Source organism: Pseudoclavibacter sp. AY1H1, from assembly GCF_002931055.1.
GTDB lineage: Bacteria > Actinomycetota > Actinomycetes > Actinomycetales > Microbacteriaceae > Pseudoclavibacter.
The window spans coordinates 112,556-133,483 of the sequence record NZ_PSXX01000010.1 but is presented as its reverse complement, the minus strand read 5'-3'; the positions used below and the strand labels follow the sequence as shown (position 1 = coordinate 133,483).

Sequence of the window (20,928 nt, the reverse complement as noted above, 5' to 3'; positions counted from 1 at the left end):
GCCGGCTACTTCTCGGAGCCGGCGACCATGCCCTTGATGAAGTACTTCTGCAGGAAGAGGTAGGCCACGAACACGGGCAGGACGGCGAGCAGCGACGCCGCCGCGGCGGCCGGGAGGTTGCTGCTCTGCACCGAGAAGAACGAGGCGATCGCGGGCGCGATGGTCTGCATCTCGGGCGAGGTGAGGATGTACCCGGAGATCGCGAACTCGTTCCACACGGCGACGCCGGTGAGGATGACGACGGTCGCGGTGACCGGCTTGAGCATGGGGAACACGACGAGGAAGAGGATCTGCAGTCGGTTCGCGCCGTCGATGGTGGCCGCCTCCTCCACCGATTGCGGCAGCGACCTCATGAACGCCGTGTAGAGGAAGATGCTCAGCGGCAGCTGGTGGGTGACCATGACGAGGATCGCGCCCCAGTAAGTGTTGAGCGCTCCCATCTGGTTGAGCAGCGTGTAGAGCGGAACGAGGATCGACAGCGGCGGCACCATGATCAGGCCGAGGATGCCGAACGAGACGATGCTGTTGAGCGTCGAGGCGCGTCGGGCGAGCGGATACGCGGCCAGTGCTCCCAGCACGCACACGAGCACCGTCGAGACTCCGGTGACGATGACGCTGTTGCCGATGGCCCGCAGGATGTTGCCGCTCTCGACGGCGATGGCGAAGTTGCCGAAGAAGATGTCCGTCGTCGGGAACAGCCATTGGGAGGAGCGGTCGGTGCGCTCCTTGAAGGCCGTGGTGACGGCGATGAAGAACGGGAGCAGCTGCACGACGGAGGCGACGATGAGGACGGCGCCGAGCCCCAGGGCCGTCCCCGTGGCTCGGCTCGTTCGCTTCGGGCGGCCGGTGCTGCGCGCACGCCCGGCGCTGCGAGGCGGCTTGGTCGGTGGGGCTGGATGCTCCACCTTCGATTCGGTCACGGTCGTTGCAGTCATGCGCGGTCCAGTCGTCGTCGGTTGAGCAGGGTGTTGAGCCCGAGGGTGAAGAGCACGATCACGAGGAACAGCACGATGCCCATCCCCGAGGCGTAGCCGGCGCTCTGGTTGTCGAAGTAGGCGACGCCGATGAGCGTCGAGACCGAGTTGGTCGAGTAGCCGGGGCCTCCGCCGGTGAGCACGACGATGACGTCGAAGAGCTTCAGCCCGCCGATGAGGTTGAGCACGATGCTCGTCGCGAACGCCGGCTGCAGGAGGGGCAGCGTGATGTGCCAGAACTGCTTCCAGTACCCGGCACCGTCGAGGGTGGATGCCTCGTAGAGCTCGGTGGGGATCGATTGCAGCCCGGCGAGGTAGATGATCATGGAGACGCCCACGAACTGCAGCGAGTTGACGAGCACGATGATGGCGATCGCGGCGCCCGAGTCGCTGAGCCAGGCGACGCGCTCGCCGCCGAGCCCGACGACGATGTCGTTGAAGGCGCCGTTGTTGTACTGGAAGAGCAGGTAGTACATGGTGCCCATGACCACGGGCGAGACGAGCACCGGCAGGTAGATGATCGCCCTGGCCAGGTTGCGGCCGCGCACCTTCTGGTCGAGGGCGAGCGCGAGCCCGAGCCCGAGGGCCTGCTGGATGATGGTCGACCCGAAGCCGTAGATGAACGTGTTGATGAGCACGAGCCGGAACGTCTCGTCCTGGAAGAGGCGAGTGTAGTTCGCGAAGCCGACGTCGCTGCGGTCGGCGCTGTACCCGTTCCAGTTCGTGAAGGAGATGGCGGCGCCCGTCACGAGCGGGTAGATGGTGAAGACGGCGAACAGCAGGAGGGCCGGCACGTAGAGCAGGTTCATCCCTGCTCCGGCGAGAGGGGAGGACCCCCTGCTCCGCCGCGCCCTTGGTGCTCTGGCTGGCAGCTTCTGTGGCGTTCTTGCAGTGTCAAGCGAGCTCATGGGGATCTCCTCTCAGCATCCGCTCGCCGTTCAGCTCTGGCCCCAGAGGCTGGTGAAGTCGGCGTCGACCTGGGTCACGGCCTGGTCGACGCTGGACTGGCCGGTGATGATCGAGTCGGTGGTGGTCACCATCGTGTTCCACATGCCGTTGGGCAGGTAGACGCGGTCGAAGTACGGCACGAGCGGCGCTGAGCCGGAGATGACGTGGGTGTCGAACGACTCCTGCAGCGGGCCGAGGTCGGCCGAGGCGTCGGTGAGTCCGGGGAGGTTGCCGACGGATTCGGCGAGCACGGTGATGTTCTCCGGCTGCGCGAGGAACGCCAGGTAGGCCTTCGCGTCGTCGAGGTGCTCGCTCGTCTTCGAGATGCCGAAGGCGTTGAACTCTCCGCCGACCAGGTACGGGTCTTCGTCCGTGAGGGAGGGGACGGGCATGAAGCCGAGGTTGGCGTCTGGGTTGTACTGCAGGGCGTTGTTGGCCGCCTGGTTCTGGCTGAAGACGAAGGCGGTGTTGCCGTCGGCGAGCGCGCGCGACACGTCGTCGGAGGTCGCCGAGGAGTAGTCGGGGTTGAAGTAGCCGGAGGTGCGCCACCCGTCGATGAGGTCGAGCGTCGTCGCGTAGGGCGCGTCGACGAACGAACCGGCGCTGAGCTCGTCGAGCTGCTCGGGCGTGTAGGCGCCGGCGACGATCCAGTCGGCGAGGTTGCCGGCCGGGCCACCGTCCTTGCCGGACACTGCGATCGGGGCGATCCCGCTCGCATCGACGGCCGCGGCGGCTTCGGCGAAGTCGTCCCAGGTGGAGATGGAGGCGGGGTCGACGCCGGCCGCGGTGAGCACGTCGGCGTTGTAGATGATGCCTGCGACGTCGGTGTCGATGGGGAGGGCGAAGAACTCGCCGGCGTCGTTGCGCATGGCCGAGTCGAGGGCTGGGTTGAAGTTGGCGGCCCAGGCCTCGTTCTGGAGGGGCTCAAGGAACTCGCTGTAGCGGAGGAGCGACCATCCGTGGGTGGCGAAGATGTCCGGGGCGTCGCCTGCTGCGAGCCTGACCTTCATGTCGGCCTCGTACTGCGAGCTGGGCGCGACGAGGTCGATCGTGACGCCCGGGTTGGCTTCTTCGAAGGCGGCAGTCACTTCCTCGAGGGCGATCATGAGCTTGGAGTCGACCGAGGCGTTGGTCTGGAACTCGATGGTCGTGCCGGATTCGGCGGAGCCGCCACTGCAGCCGGTGAGGGCGAGGAGGAGCGTCGCTGCGACGGAGGCTGCCGCGACGGTGGTAGCGCGAGACTTCATTGTCATTCCTTCGTGTGGGCGATGGATCCGGCCGACCGCAAGGACGCGGATGGCTCCATCGCTATCTGCCGACAATTTATGCGAGTAAATATTTAACCGCAAGGGCCAATAATTCAGACACATATCGTGTTGACGCGAGTAAATAGTCATGCGATGCTCGAGGTCCGCGCCCGACTCCCCACCGTGGTGGAGCCAGGGTTTTCCTGTCACCTTGAAAGGTCACCAATGTCGCTGTCCCTGGGAATCGTCGGAGCCGGTCAGTTCGCCGGCCAGTTCGCCACCCTCTTCAAACTCCACCCCGGCGTCGACCGGATCCTCGTGACCGACGTGCTGTCCGAGCGCGCGGAGGCGCTCAACGCATCCGCCGACCTCGACGGAACCGCCGAGAGCTTCGAGGCCCTCCTCGCCGACGACTCGATCGACGCGATCGCCCTCTTCACCCAGCGCTGGACGCACGGTCCGCTGGTGCTCCGCGCGCTGCAGGCTGGCAAGCACGTGTACTCGGCAGTGCCCATGGCCATCTCGGAAGACGAGATCGCCGCCATCATCGATGCGGTGCGCGAGACCGGCCTCACCTACATGATGGGCGAGACCAGCTACTACAACCCGGCGACGATCTACGCGCGCAACCAGCTCGCCGACGGGAAGTTCGGGCGCATCTTCTACGCCGAGGGCGACTACGTCCACGACATGGACCTGGGCTTCTACGATGCCTACGCCTACTCGGGAGGCGCCGAGTGGAAGCGCACCGCGAGCTACCCGCCCATGCTCTACCCGACCCACTCCATCGGCGGCGTCCTCGGCGCCATCCCGGGGCACGCCACCAGCGTGAGCTGCATCGGCGTGGTCGACGATCGCCAGGACGGCGTCTTCGACCGCGAGATCAGCATGTTCGACAACAACTTCTCGAACGCGACGGCGCTCTTCGAGCTTTCCGAGGGCGGGTCCATGCGGATCAACGAGATGCGTCGCGTCGGCTACCCCTCGCACATCCGCGAGAGCCGGTTCCGCTACTTCGGCACGGAGGGCAGCTTCGAGCAGCTCGCCGAGGTCGCCGTGTGGCAGGACAAGCAGGGCGTCACGGATGTCTCCGACCTGATCGCGACGGATGCGACTGCGGATGCCGACGACCCGTCGCTCGCGCACGTCGCCCCCGCCCTACGCGACGCGTTCGTGTCCGGGCACTCGAAGGTGCACGACACCTCGCGGCTCCCCGCGGAGTTCTCGGGCGTCCACAACGGGCACGAGGGCAGCCACCACTTCCTCGTCGACGACTTCGTCACCGCCGTCAACAACCGCACCCTCCCGCCCGTCAACGCCTGGGTCGCCGCGCGCTTCACGCTGCCAGGCATCGTCGCGCACCGCTCTGCCCTGGCGGGTGGAGAGCGACTCCCGATCAACGACTTCGGCGACGCACCCGCGCCGCTCGGTGCAGTGAGCGCCGACGCCGCACGCGCCTGACGGAGCGAGCGATGAAGATGCGGGCGTCCGAGGATTCGGGCGCCCGCATCGACCGTAAGATCGACTCGAGTGAACGAGGAGTAGTGATGCCCGAAGGTGCACCCCGGAAGGTCACGCGCCGGGACGTTGCGCGCCACGCAGGTGTCAGCGATGCCGTCGTCACGTACACCCTCAACGGCCGTGCCCCCGTCGCGCCGGCGACCGCGGCGCGCGTGCGCGAATCGATTCGCATCCTCGGCTACACGCCGAACGCCGCGGCCCGCGCACTGAAGATGGGGTCCTCGCGGCTCATCGGCATCATCGTGCCGGACACCACGAACCCCTTCTGGTCGGAGCTGTGCCAGCAGGTCGAGAACGTGGCGGCACGTGAGGGCTACGCCGTGCTCGTCGTGAACTCGCGCGACGACGACAACCGGGCCATCGCACTCGCCCGGTCCCTCGCCTCCCGGCAGGTCGACGGATTCCTCGTCGCCTCCATCGTGCACCCGAACGAGGTCACCGCCTTCAACGCGCTCGGCATCCGCTGGGCCACCCTCAACAACCCCCACCCCATCGCAGGCACCATGGGTGTCGGCGTCGACCTCGATCAGGGCGCACGCGACGCCACGCGCCACCTCATCGACCACGGCTACCGCAGGATCGCGTTCGTCGGCTCGACGAAGGATGCCCGCTACGGCGGGTGGACCGCCGAGCTCGCCTCCGCCGGCCTCGAGCCCGGGCTCGTGTTCCCCGCCGACTTCGAACGCCGATCCGGGTACCTCGCCGGCCGCAACCTCGCCGCCGCGAGCGCCCAGGTCGACGCGGTCTTCATGAGCTCCGACCAGCTCGCGATCGGAGCGATGCGGGCGCTCCACGAGGCGGGCGTCGATATGCCGGGCGACGTCGCCGTCGTCTCGTTCGACGGCACGGACGACGCCGAGTACGCCTGGCCGGGGCTCACGACGCTCGCCCAGCCCATCGCCGAGCTCGCCGAGCAGGCCGTCTTCCGGCTGCTCGGCGTCGGGAGCATCCCGGACGAGCGGCCTCGGGGCGAGCTCGTCATCCGGAGGTCCTGCGGCTGCGAATGAGCCCACCGACTCGGCGGTCGCGGCCTCGCGCCACGCCGATTCGGGCGACTGGCGAGCTCAGGCGTCGGGGAGCTCGAACTCCCGCGCCTGGTCCCAGGGCTCGGTCCAGCCGAGGCGGTCGAAGATGCCGTCGAGCAGCATCGCCGTGAAGCCCCAGACGAGGTGCTCGCCCGATTCGTTCCGCACCATGAACGCCGGCCCACGCCATTCCTCGCCGTCGCGGCGCAGCACCGTGGTGCCCCGATTCATGGGGTCCAGCAGCTCGGCGACGGGGGCCCGGAACACGGCCGCCGACTCCGCCTCATCGACGACACCGACCTCGGACGCACGCCGCCACCAGGCGAGCACGGGCGTGACGAGATGCCGCGAGTAGGTGAGGGGCACGGGCTCGAGGGGGCCGAGCACGTCGATGCCATCGGCATCGAGCCCCGTCTCCTCCACCGCCTCGCGCAGCGCGGCCGCGACCGCATCCCTGTCCTCCGCGTCGACCCGGCCGCCCGGGAACGCGACCTGGCCCGGGTGCGAGCGCAGCGTCGAAGCTCGCGCGAGCAGCAGCACGTCGAGGTCACGGGAGACGGCGCCGGCCTGTGCTTCGCGATCGCTGGGAAGCGAGTCGAGGACGCCGAAGAGGATGAGCACCGCGGCCGAACGGGAGACGCGCACGAGGCGCTCATCGACGGGCGACAGGTGCACGGCAGGCTCTCGCCCAGCAGCCGCGCACTCGGCGAGCTCGGCCAGCTGCGCTCGCGCCGCCTTCGTCACGGGTTCAGGATGCACGGCTTCAGCCTACGCGGCGCTCGCCGGCTCAGCCCTGCACCGCGCACAGGCCCCACATTGCGCGAAGCACGCATTCTGTTGCGCGCAACGTGCAATCATGAGACGCTGAACACCCGACTCGACGAGGAGAACCCAATGACTCGCGCACAGCCGCTGGCACTCGATGGCACCTCAGTGCACCTGACGCCCCTTGTCCTCGGCACGATGTCGTTCGGCGACACCGTCGAGGCATCCACTGCCCTCGAGATCTTCGAAAGCGCCGTGGAATCCGGCATCACGGGCATCGACACCGCCAACGGGTACGCGAAGAGCACCACGGAGACGCTGATCGCCCCCGCGGTCGCACGCTTCCGCGATCGCATCGTGCTCGCGACCAAGGCCGGGATGCCGCACGCAGATGCAGGGGACAGCTCTCCGCTCTCTGCCAAGGGACTCCGCGCCAGCGTGGAGGGCTCCCTCAGACGCCTCGGTGTCGACCGCATCGACCTCTTCTACCTCCACCAGCCCGACCGCAGCGCCGGCCTCGCTGAGACCATGGGCACGGTCGCCGAGCTGCACGCCGAAGGCAAGATCGGAGCCCTCGGAGTCTCCAACTTCGCCGCCTGGCAGGTCGTCGACCTCATCACGGAGGCCGCACGAGCCGGCGCACCCCGACCTGCCGTCGCGCAGAACGTGTACAGCATCTTCGCGCGGCGCATCGAAGACGAGTGGACAGAAGCTGCCCGCACCCACGACGTCGCGACCATGGTCTACAACCCACTCGCAGGCGGGCTCCTCGCGCGGCGCCCATCATCGGCAGGAACGCCAGACCGGTTCACAGGCTCCGTGCTCGCAGACATGTACCGCCAGCGATACCTCTCAGAGACCGTCACCCTGGCTGCGGAGAGCCTCGCGGATATCGCAGACGCTGCCGGCATCCCGCAAGCGGAGCTCTCGCTCCGGTGGGCGGCACATTCGCCTGCCACCGACGCGCTCCTGCTCGGAACGAGCACCGTCGCGCAGCTCCAGTCCAACATCGCAGCCGTTGCCAAGGGCCCGCTCGCCGCCGACATCCTCGACGCGATCGATGTGGCCACCACGGGCATCCGCGGCACCATGCCGCTCTACAACCGCTGAGTCAACGACCATCGCGCCTCCGCGTAGCCGCGCAGGCGACGACCCAATGAGAGGAACACCTTGCCGCAGTTCTCAGGCATCTTCGCCGCCGTCGCCACCGCCTTCAACGATGACGAGACCTTCAACGAGGGCGCCATGCGCGCGCACCTCGACACTCAGCTTGCAGCAGGCATGCACGGCATCTTCGCGCTCGGCACGAACGGCGAGTTCTTCGTGCAGTCACCGGCCGAGCGTGCCCACGTCACACGGGTGGTCATCGACCAAGTCGCTGGTCGAGTGCCCGTCATCGTCGGCGCCGGGGCAGTCAGCACCAGTGAGACCATCAGCATCGCGAAGGACGCCGCGGCAGCGGGCGCCGACGGCCTCTCGATCATCGCCCCGTACTTCGCTGCCGCGTCCCAGAAGGAGCTAGAGACGCACTTCCGGGCCGTCGCCGACGCCGTTGACGCACCCATCATCGTCTACAACATTCCCGCCCGCACCGGCGTGAGCGTCGCCCCCGCGACAATCGAGCGTCTGGCGCACGTCGACAACATCGTCGCGGTGAAGGACTCTAGCGGCAACTTCGACACCATCCTCCAGTACCTCGAACGCACCGACCGGGCAACGTTCTCCGTCATGTCCGGCAACGACTCGCTGAACCTCTGGGCTTTGCAGGCGGGCGGCACGGGCGGCATCAGCGGCATCGCGAACATCTACCCGAGCGTCATGGCCAGCATCTACGACCTGTTCAGGACTGGAAGCTTCGATGACGCCCGCAAGGCGCAGGACAGCATCCGCCCGATCAGGAACTGCCTCGCACTCGGCAACCCGAACTCGGTCGTGAAGCACGCCGCCAACCAGCGGGGTGCCGGCCTGGGCCCCTGCCGTGCTCCCTTCAACCAGCTGTCGGACGAAGCGATCGCAGCCGTCAAGGAGACCGTGGAGGCTGACCTGGCCCGCGGCCTCCGCTGACCGACACCAGGCGCTCGACGAAGGCGGGGCCGCATCCACGTGGATGCGGCCCCGCCTTCGCTGTCTGAGGACGATCAGCGAGCATCAACCACCGACGCGGAAGCGTGGCTCCCCGCCGCCGAGCACTCTCGCCACCTCTGCGACGGCCATCGTCCCCATCGCCGTGTTCGCCGCATCCGTGAACGCGCCGATATGCGGTGTGAGAAGGAGGTTCGGCGCCACCAGCAGCGGATCGTCAGCACGCGGCGGCTCATGCTCCAGGGCATCGAGCGCCGCGAAGCCCAGCCGCCCGGATTCCAGGGCTTCCGCGAGCGCGGACTCGTCCACCAGCCCACCACGGGCTGCATTGACGAGCCCCGCACCGTGCGGCATGCGCAGGATTCGTTCGCGGGTCAGCAGCGGACCGCTGTCTCCGGGGAGGTGCAGCGTGAGGATATCGCTCGAGGCGACGATCTCATCGAGGGAACCCGCCTCGACGCCCGCCTCTTCGAGCACCGACGCCGGAACGTACGGGTCGTAGGCCGAGACGCGCATCCCGAACGCGACCGCACGATGCGCGACGGCACGTCCGATGCGCCCGAACCCGAGGACACCGAGGCGCTTCCCGCCGAGCTGAGCCCCCAGGAAGACGTCCCAGTTCCCAGCGCGCAGACTGCGCTCGGCTTCGACGATGCGCCTCGACCCCGCGAGCATGAGGCCCAGCGTCAGATCTGCGACAGCGTCCGCATTCGCGCCTGGGGTGTTGACCACCACCACCCCAGCGGCCGCAGCAGCTGCGAGATCGATATTGTCGGTGCCGACGCCGTGCTTCGCGACGACCCTCAGCTGAGGACATGCCGCGAACACTTCCGCGGAGACCTCATCGAGGCCGACGAGCACCGCAGGTGCGTCCCCGATCGCGGCGACGACGTCGGCCGCCGCCTTCGGATGGCCGTCGGTCTGGTACTCGAGCTCGACCCCGAGCTCAACGGCGAGCGCGGACGGCTCGCTCGAGTATCGGCCGAACGATGGGGTGAGGACGCGCAGTCGCATCAGGCTCCGATTCCGAGGCCGAGGATCTCGAGGGCGGAGTAGATGCCGAGTGCGGCGACCGCGAACGAGGAGACCCCGAGCATGACAGTGAAGAAATGGTTCGACTTGAATTCTGGTGCAACCTGGTGCTTGCGCAGGTGCCAGACCGCGATGACCACTGCGACGAGGAAGATGCCGCTGGCGATTCCTCCGATCTGCACCATCAGCACGGGTGACTGGATGACGAGGTAGCTGAGCGCCCAGATGATCGGGAAGACGACCGTCAGGACCCGGATGATGCGCTTGCGCGTCGCCAGGTTGGTCCAGTCGTAGAAGCCGAGGATGGACGCGGTGTTCGCCCACAGGCGCGGGACGCTGGCCGTCGACGCGATGAAGGTGGAGAAGAGCACCATGAACGCGCCGACGATGAAGATCCAGTACCCGGCTGGCCCCATGACGGACGTGTACATCGACGAGAGCGTGACGATCATGTCGTTGCCGGAGGGGACGAGGTTCTGCGGGTGCAGGATGGCCGCGCCGATGACATAGAAGCTCATCGTGCAGATCGTGGAGATGATCCACGAGACGAGCACGTCGGTGCGCATCACACGAATCCAGCCGTGGGCGCGCCGGGCCCGCTCGGGACTGCCGTCGTCCGGTCCCACGTACCGTGCGTATCCCTTCTCGATGCACCAGTAGGTGTAGGTCGTCATCTCGTCCGCCCCGACTCCGGTGATGCCGAACATGGCGATGGCGAAGCCGATGGCCCCGACCGGGAGCGCGAAGGTGAGGCCGCCAGCGATATCTGCAGTGCTGTAGGCGAAGCCGGTGAAGGGCAGCGCGAGGGCGAGCGCCACGGTGATGATCGTGAAGAGCACGACGGCCACGACAGAGAGCCGTTCGACGACGCTGTACTTGTTGGTCAGCAGGAGGCTGATCACGACAGCAAGGCTCAGCACGGTCCAGAAGATGAGGGACGGCAGGCCGAGGGGTTCCCCGATGACCGGGAACGCGAGACTCAGGCAGGCGACCGCACCGCCGATGATGCCGCCACGCTGGAGCACCTTCGCGAAGTCCATGAGGACCCAGAGCAGGTTGATCCACCCCGCGCGGCCGAAGACGCGCGGCCCCACGTTGCTGTACCCCTCGAGCGCCGGCTTGCCGGCGAGAATGGTCCACTGCGCGAGCTCGAGCTGCACCCAGACCTTGATCCCGGTCGAGATGATGACGAGCCAGAGCAGGATGAAGCCGGCCTTGGCACCGAGTGCCGTCGTCGTGATGAGCTCCCCGGAGCCGACGACGGCCGCCGAGATGACAAGCCCAGGACCCAGGTACTTGAGTCGCCCACGGAACGTGGTGGGTGGCTCGATCGCGTCAGCGGGGTCGAGGTGGTACGGGTCTTCGTTGTTCGCAGGATCGCCGGCGACAGCGATTCGAGTGTTGGCCTGTTCAGTCATGTTCGGCTTCCTTGCGCGAAATGTGCAGATGGATGCGGCGCCGACGGGACCCACACGAGTGCGGGGTGTGCCACGCTGCGACGAAGACAGTCTGACATCACAAGCGCGTTTCGCGCAAGAGATACGCGCAGTTCGCGCACTATGGGCTTGATTACCGTCACAAACTGCGCAAGACTGCTCACAACACGCAATGTCAACGGTTCCCGCGACCCAGCAACCACGGCAGACCGCAGAGAGGACAAGCCATGCAGCACCTCACTGTCATCGCCGATGATCTGAGTGGCGCAGTGGAGGCCGCGGGTGCCCTCGGCCCCGCAAGCGCACTCGTGCGCGACGTCACCGCAGGCCTCCCCCACACCTCTGCTGCGCCGCGTCTCGTCATCGATACCGACAGCCGCTCGCTGCCATCCGATGCTGCCGAAGCGCGTACCCGCACCGTGCTGCACACGCTGCGTGACCGCCCCGGCCTGCTCATGAAGAAGATCGACTCCCAGCTGCGCGGGAACATCGCCGCCGAGCTGCGGCCGCTCGCCGCGCACGCCGCAATCGTCATGACCTCTGCCGCTCCGAGCCTCGGCCGCACCGTGCTCGCCGGACGCCCCCTGGTCGGCGGCGAGCCGCTCGCGGTCACTCCCGCCTGGCAGCGCGAGACGAGCCGCGCACCTGAACGACTCAGTGACAGCACGGGAGACCTCACCACCTTCTCGATCCACCTCGATGAGCTGCGTGGATTCCCCACACCGGCGCTGCTCGGCCGACGGCTCGCCCAGCTGGCGGAGACGCATGAGTGCATCCTCGTCGACGCCGAGACCACCACGGACCTCGAGCGGCTGGCTCTCGGCATCGTGCGCCTCGACGTGCCGGTGGCTGCGGTCGGAGCGGCCGACCTCATCCAAGCTGTCTCGGCAGCGCAACTCGACTCGAGACCCAGCATCGGAATACCGGCGGCCCTTGCCGACCACCACGCGCCTGCTCCGCCTGCTCGTTCTCCAGATCGCCGACCGGTCGCCGTCGTGGTCGGCTCGCCCGAGCCCAGTGCGCTTGCACAGGTGGAGGCCCTGCGCGCCGCGGGGGCCACGGTCACCCGCTTGGATCCCCGCGACTCCCGCGCCCCGATCGCCACCGCGTCCCGGATCTGGGTGCTCCACGCCGATCCTCGTGCCGCCGTCATCGACCGTCCGGCGTACGCCAGAGCATTCGCGAGCCTCTGTGCCGGCGCCCTCATCGACCACGACCTCGTGCTCACCGGCGGTGAGACCGCCGGTGCATTCCTCGATGAGCTCGGCATCACCTCGCTCACCCACCCGAACCCCGTCCTCGACCCCGACGGGAGAGCAGAGCCGGGCATCATCACGATGCGCGCCGATGACGGACGCCTCATCGCCACCAAGCCAGGGAGCTTCGGTGGCCCGAACGCCCTGCTCACCGCAGCCGCTGCAATCCAGCTGCGAGCATCCACGACCCCGAAGACCACGGCGGACCCCGCCGCAGACGACTACAACGAAAGGTGGCTCCCATGAGCCTTCCCACCATCGGAGTGACCATGGGCGACGCCGCAGGCGTCGGACCGGAGATCACCGTCGCCGCGCTGCTCGACGCTGAGATCACCACGACCTGCCGCGCCGTCGTCATCGGCGACACGGCCCGCCTCCGCCGGGGAGCCGAGGCGCTCGGTCTCGACGCGGAGTTCCACGAGATCACCGACCCGAACGACGCGCGCACGGAGACTGGCGTCATCAACGTCATCAACCTCGGTCTCATCCCGGAGGACCTCCCCTTCGGCGAACTCTCCGCCATCGCCGGGGACGCCGCCTTCCAGTACATTCGCGTCGCCTGCGAGCTGGCGGCGGCGGGCAGCATCCAGGCGATCTGCACCGCACCGCTCAACAAGTCCGCGCTCCACTCCGCAGGCCACAAGTACCCCGGGCACACGGAACTGCTCGCCGAGCTGACCAACACCGAGGAGGTATCGATGATGCTCTCCACCCCGAAGCTGCGCGTGATCCACGTCACGACCCACATCGGACTCATCGATGCCATCGCGAAGATCGAACCCGGCCTCGTCGAGCGCACCATCCGACGCGGCCACGCAGCTCTGCAGGGAGCAGGCATCGCCGATCCCCGCATCGGCGTCGCCGCCATCAACCCGCACGCAGGAGAGAACGGCCTCTTCGGCTACGACGAAGAAGCACTCAAGATCGCGCCAGCAGTCGACGCCGCCCGCGCCGATGGCATCAACGCCGAGGGGCCACTGCCCGCCGATACGCTCTTCTTCCTCGCGGGACGAGGCGACTACGACCTCGTCGTGGCCCAGTATCACGATCAGGGACACGGGCCCATCAAGGTGCTCGGCATCGAAGCTGGCGTCAACATCACCGTGGGGCTCCCCGTGCCGCGCACCTCCGTCGACCACGGCACCGCCTTCGACATCGCAGGCAAGGGGATCGTCGACACGCGGAGCATGGTCGAGGCGATGCGCCAGGCGATCGTGCTCGCCCCCGTGCACGCGTAATCTCTCAACCATGAGCAATCCCCGACTGTCCGCGCAGCAACGACGCCAGGACATCCTGCAGCGCACAACAGCCGAGGGGCCATCGACGGTCGACGATCTCGCCGCGCGCTACGACGTGACCCCCTCGACCATCCGCCGCGATCTCACCCGTCTCGGCGAGGCGGGACTCCTCGCTCGCACCTACGGCGGCGTGATAGCCGTGAACGGGCATGGCGAGTCCTCCCTGCCGGAGCGGGCGGGCGAAGCGCAAGGAGAGAAGCGGGCCATCGCGAAGCTCGCCGCCGAGCGCATCACCGCGGGCGCGACCCTGATCCTCGACGCAGGCTCGACGATCGCGGCGATGACCCCGCATCTTCGGCACCGCGAGGAGCTCACCGTGGTGACCCCCAACCTCCAGGTCATCAACGACCTCTCTGACGAGAACTCGCCCGTGCAGGTCATCGCCGTGGCGGGTCGCCTCCGCAAGCTCAGTCGCAGCTTCGTAGGCGCGCTCGCCGAAGCGACACTCGAACGGGTGCGGGGCGACATCGCCTTCCTCGGCGCCGACTCCGTCTCCTCGGACGGGCAGCTCTGCGAGATGGAGACCGAGCAGACGCGACTCAAGGAGATCATCGGGCGTCGCGTCACCCAGGTCTACGTGCTGGCACACGGAGCGAAACTGGGGAAGGCCATCGGGCAGGCGTCCCTCTCCATGCCGCCCTCCTGGACGGTTGTCACCGACGAGTCCGCACAGCCAGAGCACATCGAGCAGCTGCGGGCCCTCGGCCATGAGGTCATCGTCGCGTAGCGCCTGCACATCGGCGCTCGGGTGTGGGGACACGCCTCGCGCGTCCCCCACCCGAGGCGAGCCGTCTGACGACGGCGCGATCGGCCGAGCCGGCTGCTAGAGCGCGCCGCCTGCCGCCGCAGGCGCGTCCGCGTCCTGGCCGCTGTCGCCGATGGTCTCGCGGGCGATGAAGTTCTCGATGTCGAACAGGTTGTCGCCGGCGCGCTTCGCGATCGTGACGAGCGTCGACATGGAGGCGACCTCCTCGACCTGCTCCTTCAGGAACCAGAGCATCGCCTGCTCGCCGATCGCGTCGCCGTCAGCACGCGCAGCGCGGAACAGCGCCTCGATCTGCGAGGTCACCTCCTGCTCCTGCGCGAGCGCAAGCGCGATGGGCTCGACCACATCGGCGAACTCGGTCTTCGGCGCGGCGACGCCGGGGATCGTGACGCCGAGGTCGCGGTCGAGGCGGTACTGCACGAGCATCATCGCGTGGTTCCGCTCCTCGACCGACTGCTGGTAGAAGTGCGCCGCGAGCTGCGGGAGGTCGTGGTTGTCGAACCAGACGGCGATCGCGATGTACTGCTGCGAGGCCGAGAACTCGTTGCCGATCTGGGCGGTCAGAAGGTCATTGAACGTAGATGAAGTCACGCCGCAACGCTACTCCTGGCAGGTTTCGCGTGGCGGTCAAGTTTCGTCGCGGTGCGAATCGTCCACAGGAGCAGGGCGACACCGGTCGCCGCCACGAAGGGGAGGCAGGTCAGGCCGAAGGCATCCCCGATGATCGCCCCCGTGCTCCCCCAGTACCTGGTCTGGTCGGCATCCACGCCGATCCCCGCGACGATGCTGTCCACGATGACGGCGACGCTCAGCGCTGCGCAGGCGGATGCAGCCAGGACGGCGACCGAGGCAAGCCACAGCAGCGACGCTCGCAGGCTCATCGCGATGGCCCTCGTCACATCGAGCGCCAGCCACACGCCCAGCACCACCGCTGCCGCGATGCTCGCGTACGCGATCGGGATGAGCGTGCCGGCGAGGCGCGCACCCTCGGCGGAGTCGCGATCAACGTCGGATCCGGCAGCCGCGTTCGGGAACACCAGCAGCATGTACGCCAGGTACCCGGCGATGATGACGAGCAGCACCGCCCTGATCGCGGCGCGCGCGACCCAGCCACGGTCAGCACCAGCGCTCGTCTCGCTCATGACCGCAACGCTAGAGCCAGGCGCGCCCAACACCAAACGACGCGGGCGGGCCGGTCGGCGAAAGCTAGGCTTGAACGGAACCCCGGAGGCTGCATGAGCGACGCACACGACCACGACGAGATCGGCGTGGGCTCCGTGCACCGCGAGGTCGACCCGGCCACGGTCGGACCGCAGCCGGGCGACCTCGAGCGTGCCATCGCCATCCAGGTGCGCGCGTACCGCCTCGCGACCGGGATGTCGGTCGCCGAGATGGCCGACAAGGTCGGCATCTCCAAGGCCATGCTCTCGAAGATCGAGAACGCCCTCACCTCCTGCAGCCTCACCACCCTCGGCCGCCTCGCGCACGGCCTCGACGTGCCCGTCACCGCCCTCTTCCGCGGCGTCGACTCCGACAGGGAGGCCGTCTACGTGCCGGCAGGCCACGGGGCGCAGATCGTGCGCCGCGGCTCCCGATCCGGCCACCTCTACGAGCTCCTCGGCGCCCTGCGCGGCCAGCACAAGCGCATGGAGGCGGTGCTCGTGACGCTGACCGAGGCGAGCGAGGTGTTCCCCCTCTTCCAGCATCCGGGCACCGAGCTGCTCTACATGCTCGAGGGCCGCATGGCCTACGGGCACGGGGACGCGCGCTACGAGATGGGCCCCGGCGACACCCTGCAGTTCGACGGCGAGGGCCCCCACGGCCCGGAGGAGCTCATCGAGCTCCCGGCGCGTTTCCTCTCCGTCACGGCGTACGGAGACCGCGCGGAGGGCTGAGCCTCGGCTGGTACCTTGGCCGGCACGACGACTCGCGCACCTGCCAGGGGGAACCATGGAACAGCCCGACCACATCCCGACCATCGGCCCCGAGGAAGCGAAGCCGCTGCTCGCCGAAGATCTGCTGCTGCTGCTCTTCAATCCAGACGACGGAACGATCGGCGGCGAAGGCACCCTCTTCTACGTGCTCGCCGGTGCCGTGCTCACCGAGCTGGCCCTGAACGACCAGGTCGCTATCGAGAAGGCCGGCCTGCGCGGGACCCTGGTGCTCTCCGTGGGTGAGACGGCGCCGGAGGACGAGATCCTCCGGGGCGCGTGGGAGTACTCCGACGGGAAGCGGCGCGAGGTGCAGGGCATGCTCGCGTCCATCGGCCCCCAGCTGCGCGGCCAGCTGCTGGAGAGCCTCATCTTCCGTGGCGACCTGCACCGCGAGCAGGGCAAGACGTTCGGGTTCATCCCCAAGACCACCATCAGTCTGGGCGACACGGGCCGACGAGCCGCACTCATGAGCCGAGTCCAAGCCGTGCTCATCGACGGCGCCGAGCCCGACGCCCGCACCGCCGCACTCGCGGCGCTGCTCTCCGCGAGCGGCTCGCTGCCCACCCTGCACCGAGAGCTCCCGTGGGAAACCGAAGTGATCAACCGAGCGAAGGCACTCGAGGCCGGCGACTGGGGAGCTGCCGCCGCGAGCTCGGCGGTCTCGCGCACCATGAACGCGATCACCATCAACGCCGCCGTCGCCGCGAGCGTCGCCGCCAACGCGAACGCAGCGAACAGCTAGCCCTGCGCTTCCCCGGGCCGGCGCGGCCCCCGCGGCCCCGCGGCCCCGGCGAGCAGTCTCCGGGTGGGTTCCACGCCTCGGGATGGCTTGCACTCCATCCCGAAGCGTCAAAGCCATCCCGAACACGGTAGGAAAGCGGACGAAACGCGCGCCCGACCGAACCCCGCGGACCCGACCGAGCCCCGCGGCCCCCGAGAGCAGTTTCCGGGTGGGTTCCACGCTTCGGGATGGCTTGCACCCCATCCCAAAGCGTCAAAGCCATCCCGAACACGGCAGGAGAGCGCACGAGACGCGCGCCCGCCGACGACTACCGAACCGCAACCGGTTCCGAAACTGCGGCCGGGCCGCCGCTGGCCTGAGCCCCCACGAGCCCCGCGAAGCCGGCGAGACCGACTGATCCCTGCGGGCCCCCGCTGGGCCGACCGGCCCCACGAACCCCGAGAGCAGTTTCCGGGTGGGTTCTACGCTTCGGGATGGCTTGCACCCCATCCCAAAGCGTCAAAGCCATCCCGAACACGGCAGGAGAGCGCACGCAACGCGAGCCCGACCGAACCCCGCGGCCCCGACCGATCCCTGCGGGCCCCCGCTGGCCCGACCGGCCCCACGAACCCCGCGAGCAGTTTCCGGGTGGGTTCTACGCTTCGGGATGGCTTGCAAGCCATCCCGAAGCGTTACAACCATCCCGAACACGGTAGGAGAGCGGACGAGACGCTCGCCCGCCGACAACTACCGAACCGCAACCGGCTCCGAAACAGCCGCCGCCGGGGCCGCCGCTGGCTTGAGCCGCTCCCGGCGCCGCTTGAGCGCGATCGACAGGGTGGTGAGCGCGAGGGCGGCAACGAGCCAGACGGTGAGCATCCCGTACGCCTCGCCGATGCCGATCGACCCGCCGGCCACGAGTGAGCGGAACGCCGTGACGGCGTAGTTCAGCGGCAGCCAGGAGTGGATCAGCTGGAAGAACGCGGGCGCCGTCTCGACCGGGTAGGTGCCGCCGGCCGAAGAGAGCTGGAGCACGATCATGATGAGCGCGAGGAAGCGCCCGGGAGGGCCGAGCAGCGCGTTGAAGGCCTGGTTGACGGCGACGAACGTGACGCTCGTGAGCAGCGCGAGCGCGACGAGCCCGAGCATGTTCGCCGGCTCGAGGCCGAGACCGAACCGCACGATCGTGAGCATGAGGAGGCTCTGGGCCGCGCCGAGCATCGCACCGGGTGCGAAGCTGCGCAGTGCCACGACGATCGCCGGCTGGCGGCCGAGCACGAGCCGCTCCCGCAGCGGCGGGAACATCAGGTAGAAGGCGAGCGCGCCGACCCAGAGGCCGAGCGTCATGAAGTACGGCGCGAGACCGTAGCCGTATGCCGGCACCTCGTTGAGGCGGGTCTTCGTGATCTCCACGGGCGTCGACGTGACCCCGGCGAGGTGGTCGGCCTGCGCATCCGTGTAGCTGGGGATGTCGGAGACCCCGTCGTCGAGGCCGTCGGCGAGGGTCTTGCTGCCGTCCGCGAGCTGCGTGATGCCGTCGTTCAGCTCGGTGCCGCCCGACTCCGCGTCGGCCGTCCCGTCGGCGAGCGTCGTCGCGCCCTGCTCGAGCTGCGTCGCGCCGGAGGCGAGCTGCGGCGTCGACTGCGCGAGGGTGGATGCACCAGCCGAGAGCGTCTGCGTTCCCGTCGCGAGCGTGGATGCGCCATCGGCGAGGGACTGCGTGCCCGTCGCCAACGTGGCTGCGCCGTCGGCGAGCGACTGCGTGCCTGTCGCGAGCGTCGACGCGCCGGATGAGAGCTGCGAAGCGCCAGCCGCGAGTTCTGCGGACTTCGTCGAAGCCGTCGAGATCGCCGCGACGAGCTCGTCGGCCTTGCCGCTGAGCGGCGCGACGGATCCGGAGAGCTGGGTTGCACCGGCCGCGAGGTCTGCCGACTTCGACTGGAGGAAGCTGAGCCCCGTACCGGCCGCCGCGTCGCCGACCAGGCCCGTCATACCGGCGCTGAGCCCCGCAGCTTGCGTGTTTGCGGCTTGGGCGGATTCGGAGAGCTGCGTGATCTGCTCCTTGCGCTGCTCGTCCGAGAGCGTGTCCCAGCTCGAGAGCAGCGAGTCGACGTCGCCCGAGAGCTCGCTGGTGCTCGACGCCAGCTGCGACGCCCCGCCGTTGAGTGTCTCGGCTCCGGTCAAGGCGGTGTCCACTCCACCGGCAAGAGCTGTCGCCCCTGTGTCGAGCGCCGTGGCACCAGATGTGAGGGCGGTGACCTTCCCTGGCAGGTCGGTGGCGGCCGTGGACAGCTCCGCGAGTCCATCGCTGAGGAGCTGCGCGCCGGAGCTCGCCGTGCCCAGCCCCGTGCTGAGCTCCTGCGCGCCGCCGTTCGCGCTGGCCGCGCCCGCGCTGAGCTGCTGCGCGCCCGTGTTCGCGTCAGCGGCGCCGGAGCTGAGCTGCTGGGCACCCGAGTTGGCGGTGACGAGGCCGGTGTTGAGCTGCTGCACCCCCGCATCCACCTGGGTCGCCCCATCGGCGAGGGTCGCGCTGCCGTCGGCGAGCGCGAGGCCGCCCTCACGCAGCTGCCCGAGACCGACCACCAGCTCACCGGACCCCGTGCGCGCCTGCTCGGCGCCGTCGTTGAGCTCGGTCGCGCCGTCGGCAGCCTCCGAGACGCTCTCGTGGATGTCGGTGAAGCCCACGTAGACGTTGCGGAGGTACTCGTCGGAGACCTCGGCGGCGAGCTCGTCGGCGACCGTGGTGCCGACCGTCGACGCGATGTTGCCGACGATGATGTTCGCGCCGTCGTTGGTGGTGATGGAGAGGCGGGCGATCGCCGCATCGAGCGGGTCATCGCCGGCCGCGGAGACCGCTGCCGCCGAGAAGCCCGACGGAATGTCGAGCACGGCGAGCACCTGGCCGGACTCGAGCGCGCTCTGCGCCTCGTCCGCCGACATCTCGTGCCAGCTGAAGTTGTTCGACTCGGTGCTGTCGACGAGCTTCTCGGTGAGCGTCGCGCCGAGGTCGACGGGCTCGGCGGGCTCGCCGTCGGTCGTCTTTGCGGGCGTCGCGGCCTGGTCGCTGTTCACGATCGCGGCGTTGATGTGGTCGAGGCGGTGCGTCGGGTCCTCGTTCGACCAGATCAGCGAGCCCGCGTAGATGAGGGGGATGAGCATGATGCCGACGATGACGACGAGCGTCCGCCGGTGCGTGCGCACGAAGTCGGGGAGGGAGAAGGAACGCATGGGCGTGGGGAGTCCTATGAGCGAGCGTGCTCGACGCGGAGGGCGTCAAGCTCGGCGACAGTCGCGCCGGAGGATGCGAGAAGCAGGGAGGAGAGGCGTTCGACGAGCTCGTCGATGGATGCGCGTGCATCCGCTGCCGTGCCGGCAGCCGTGGTCGCCTCGGCCGGGGTCGCGACCTCAGCGGCGGCGAAGAGCCACCTCGTGACGTGCCACATCGCGCCGGCCGCGAGGAACTCGGCGCGATCCTGCGGGGTGTCGGGACCGCGGCGGCGGCGGATGACGGGGCCGAGCGGCGACGACTCGAGCAGGCGCGTCGCGAGGTAGGCGATGATGTCGCCCGTGAGGAGACCGAAGCTGCTCTCGAGCGCCGCCCGGTAGAAGGGCGCGTCGGCGGCGAGCTCGCCGAGCAGGGCGCGCAGCGTGCCCCGCACGAAGGTCGGCCACGAGGGGTCGTCGCCGACGCTCGGGATGCGGTCGAACGCCGACTGCAGACGCCGCAGCGCAGCCTCGCGGATGAGGGCGGCGGTGTCGTCGAAGTGCTTGTAGAAGGTGGGGCGGCTCACTCCTGCGCGACCAACGATGTCGGTGATGCTGAGCTGCGCCGCATCCGTCCCCTCATCCAGCAGTTCGACGACGGCTGCGACGAGCGCCGCCCGCGAACGGACGAACCTCGCATCTTCCTGGGTCACGGCACT

19 protein-coding genes are annotated in these 20,928 nt (G+C 68.7%); 9 read left to right on the top strand and 10 right to left on the bottom strand.

Features of this window, described 5'->3' with window-relative positions; translation table 11 throughout:
- Window positions 1–5: 5 nt before the first annotated feature.
- From C5E05_RS15060 to C5E05_RS15050, 3 genes are all read right to left on the bottom strand, one after another.
- Complete coding sequence (locus tag C5E05_RS15060; RefSeq protein ID WP_104342394.1) at window positions 6–935, bottom strand: carbohydrate ABC transporter permease; 930 nt, start codon at window positions 933–935, stop codon at window positions 6–8.
- Window positions 932–1,783: a carbohydrate ABC transporter permease gene (locus tag C5E05_RS15055; protein WP_201297692.1), complete on the bottom strand. Its 852-nt coding sequence runs from the start codon at window positions 1,781–1,783 to the stop codon at window positions 932–934. The genes C5E05_RS15060 and C5E05_RS15055 overlap by 4 nt, the downstream gene beginning before the upstream one ends.
- A 129-nt stretch (window positions 1,784–1,912) precedes the next feature.
- Window positions 1,913–3,169 (bottom strand): ABC transporter substrate-binding protein, encoded by a 1,257-nt coding sequence (locus C5E05_RS15050; RefSeq protein ID WP_104239984.1) that lies wholly within the window; start codon window positions 3,167–3,169, stop codon window positions 1,913–1,915.
- Between the two features lie 225 nt (window positions 3,170–3,394).
- On the opposite strand from C5E05_RS15050, the gene C5E05_RS15045 reads away from it, so the two are divergent.
- On the top strand, window positions 3,395–4,630 hold the full coding sequence (locus tag C5E05_RS15045; RefSeq protein WP_104342393.1) for a Gfo/Idh/MocA family protein: 1,236 nt from the start codon (window positions 3,395–3,397) through the stop codon (window positions 4,628–4,630).
- Window positions 4,631–4,716: 86 nt separating this feature from the next.
- Window positions 4,717–5,697, top strand: a complete 981-nt coding sequence (locus C5E05_RS15040) for a LacI family DNA-binding transcriptional regulator (RefSeq protein WP_104239982.1) — start codon at window positions 4,717–4,719, stop codon at window positions 5,695–5,697.
- A gap of 57 nt (window positions 5,698–5,754) precedes the next feature.
- Here C5E05_RS15040 and C5E05_RS15035 read toward each other — a convergent pair whose 3' ends face one another.
- Entirely contained in the window at window positions 5,755–6,474 is a 720-nt protein-coding gene (locus tag C5E05_RS15035; protein WP_104342392.1) for a CoA pyrophosphatase, read from the bottom strand.
- A 135-nt stretch (window positions 6,475–6,609) separates the two neighbouring features.
- Between C5E05_RS15035 and C5E05_RS15030 the strand changes: the two genes are divergently transcribed.
- Window positions 6,610–7,590 (top strand): aldo/keto reductase, encoded by a 981-nt coding sequence (locus C5E05_RS15030; RefSeq protein ID WP_104342391.1) that lies wholly within the window; start codon window positions 6,610–6,612, stop codon window positions 7,588–7,590.
- Between the two features lie 60 nt (window positions 7,591–7,650).
- Complete coding sequence (locus tag C5E05_RS15025) at window positions 7,651–8,544, top strand: dihydrodipicolinate synthase family protein (protein WP_104342390.1); 894 nt, start codon at window positions 7,651–7,653, stop codon at window positions 8,542–8,544.
- 84 nt (window positions 8,545–8,628) lie between these two features.
- Here the strand turns inward: C5E05_RS15025 and C5E05_RS15020 are convergent, their stop codons facing one another.
- Both C5E05_RS15020 and C5E05_RS15015 read right to left on the bottom strand, forming a co-directional pair.
- Window positions 8,629–9,576: a phosphoglycerate dehydrogenase gene (locus tag C5E05_RS15020; RefSeq protein ID WP_104342389.1), complete on the bottom strand. Its 948-nt coding sequence runs from the start codon at window positions 9,574–9,576 to the stop codon at window positions 8,629–8,631.
- Window positions 9,576–11,012 carry an Nramp family divalent metal transporter gene (locus C5E05_RS15015; RefSeq protein WP_104342388.1) on the bottom strand — a complete coding sequence of 479 codons (1,437 nt, stop codon included), beginning with the start codon at window positions 11,010–11,012 and terminating at the stop codon, window positions 9,576–9,578. The genes C5E05_RS15020 and C5E05_RS15015 overlap by 1 nt, the downstream gene beginning before the upstream one ends.
- A gap of 245 nt (window positions 11,013–11,257) precedes the next feature.
- Here C5E05_RS15015 and C5E05_RS20580 point away from each other — a divergent pair, with 245 nt between their 5' ends.
- Genes C5E05_RS20580 through C5E05_RS15000 form a run of 3 tightly spaced genes read left to right on the top strand, consistent with a single transcriptional unit; the run spans window position 11,258 to window position 14,311 of the window.
- On the top strand, window positions 11,258–12,532 hold the full coding sequence (locus C5E05_RS20580; protein ID WP_104342387.1) for a four-carbon acid sugar kinase family protein: 1,275 nt from the start codon (window positions 11,258–11,260) through the stop codon (window positions 12,530–12,532).
- On the top strand, window positions 12,529–13,524 hold the full coding sequence (gene pdxA, locus C5E05_RS20575) for a 4-hydroxythreonine-4-phosphate dehydrogenase PdxA (protein ID WP_104342386.1): 996 nt from the start codon (window positions 12,529–12,531) through the stop codon (window positions 13,522–13,524). The genes C5E05_RS20580 and pdxA overlap by 4 nt, the downstream gene beginning before the upstream one ends.
- Window positions 13,525–13,534: 10 nt before the next feature.
- Complete coding sequence (locus tag C5E05_RS15000; RefSeq protein ID WP_104342385.1) at window positions 13,535–14,311, top strand: DeoR/GlpR family DNA-binding transcription regulator; 777 nt, start codon at window positions 13,535–13,537, stop codon at window positions 14,309–14,311.
- Between the two features lie 96 nt (window positions 14,312–14,407).
- On the opposite strand, the gene C5E05_RS14995 is transcribed toward C5E05_RS15000, so the two are convergent.
- Together C5E05_RS14995 and C5E05_RS14990 are read right to left on the bottom strand one after the other, a co-directional pair.
- The gene (locus C5E05_RS14995) at window positions 14,408–14,941 is read right to left on the bottom strand and encodes a ferritin (protein ID WP_104239975.1); all 534 of its coding nucleotides are present in this window, start codon (window positions 14,939–14,941) and stop codon (window positions 14,408–14,410) included.
- Window positions 14,938–15,492: a hypothetical protein gene (locus C5E05_RS14990; RefSeq protein ID WP_104332017.1), complete on the bottom strand. Its 555-nt coding sequence runs from the start codon at window positions 15,490–15,492 to the stop codon at window positions 14,938–14,940. The genes C5E05_RS14995 and C5E05_RS14990 overlap by 4 nt, the downstream gene beginning before the upstream one ends.
- A 93-nt stretch (window positions 15,493–15,585) precedes the next feature.
- Here C5E05_RS14990 and C5E05_RS14985 point away from each other — a divergent pair, with 93 nt between their 5' ends.
- Together C5E05_RS14985 and C5E05_RS14980 are read left to right on the top strand one after the other, a co-directional pair.
- Window positions 15,586–16,245: an XRE family transcriptional regulator gene (locus tag C5E05_RS14985; protein ID WP_104239973.1), complete on the top strand. Its 660-nt coding sequence runs from the start codon at window positions 15,586–15,588 to the stop codon at window positions 16,243–16,245.
- Between the two features lie 55 nt (window positions 16,246–16,300).
- Window positions 16,301–17,026 (top strand): GPP34 family phosphoprotein, encoded by a 726-nt coding sequence (locus tag C5E05_RS14980; protein ID WP_104305694.1) that lies wholly within the window; start codon window positions 16,301–16,303, stop codon window positions 17,024–17,026.
- Window positions 17,027–17,752: 726 nt separating this feature from the next.
- Here the strand turns inward: C5E05_RS14980 and C5E05_RS14975 are convergent.
- Complete coding sequence (locus tag C5E05_RS14975) at window positions 17,753–20,233, bottom strand: YhgE/Pip domain-containing protein (protein WP_104342384.1); 2,481 nt, start codon at window positions 20,231–20,233, stop codon at window positions 17,753–17,755.
- A gap of 14 nt (window positions 20,234–20,247) precedes the next feature.
- Window positions 20,248–20,922: a TetR/AcrR family transcriptional regulator gene (locus C5E05_RS14970; protein WP_104342383.1), complete on the bottom strand. Its 675-nt coding sequence runs from the start codon at window positions 20,920–20,922 to the stop codon at window positions 20,248–20,250.
- Between the last annotated feature and the right edge of the window lie 6 nt (window positions 20,923–20,928).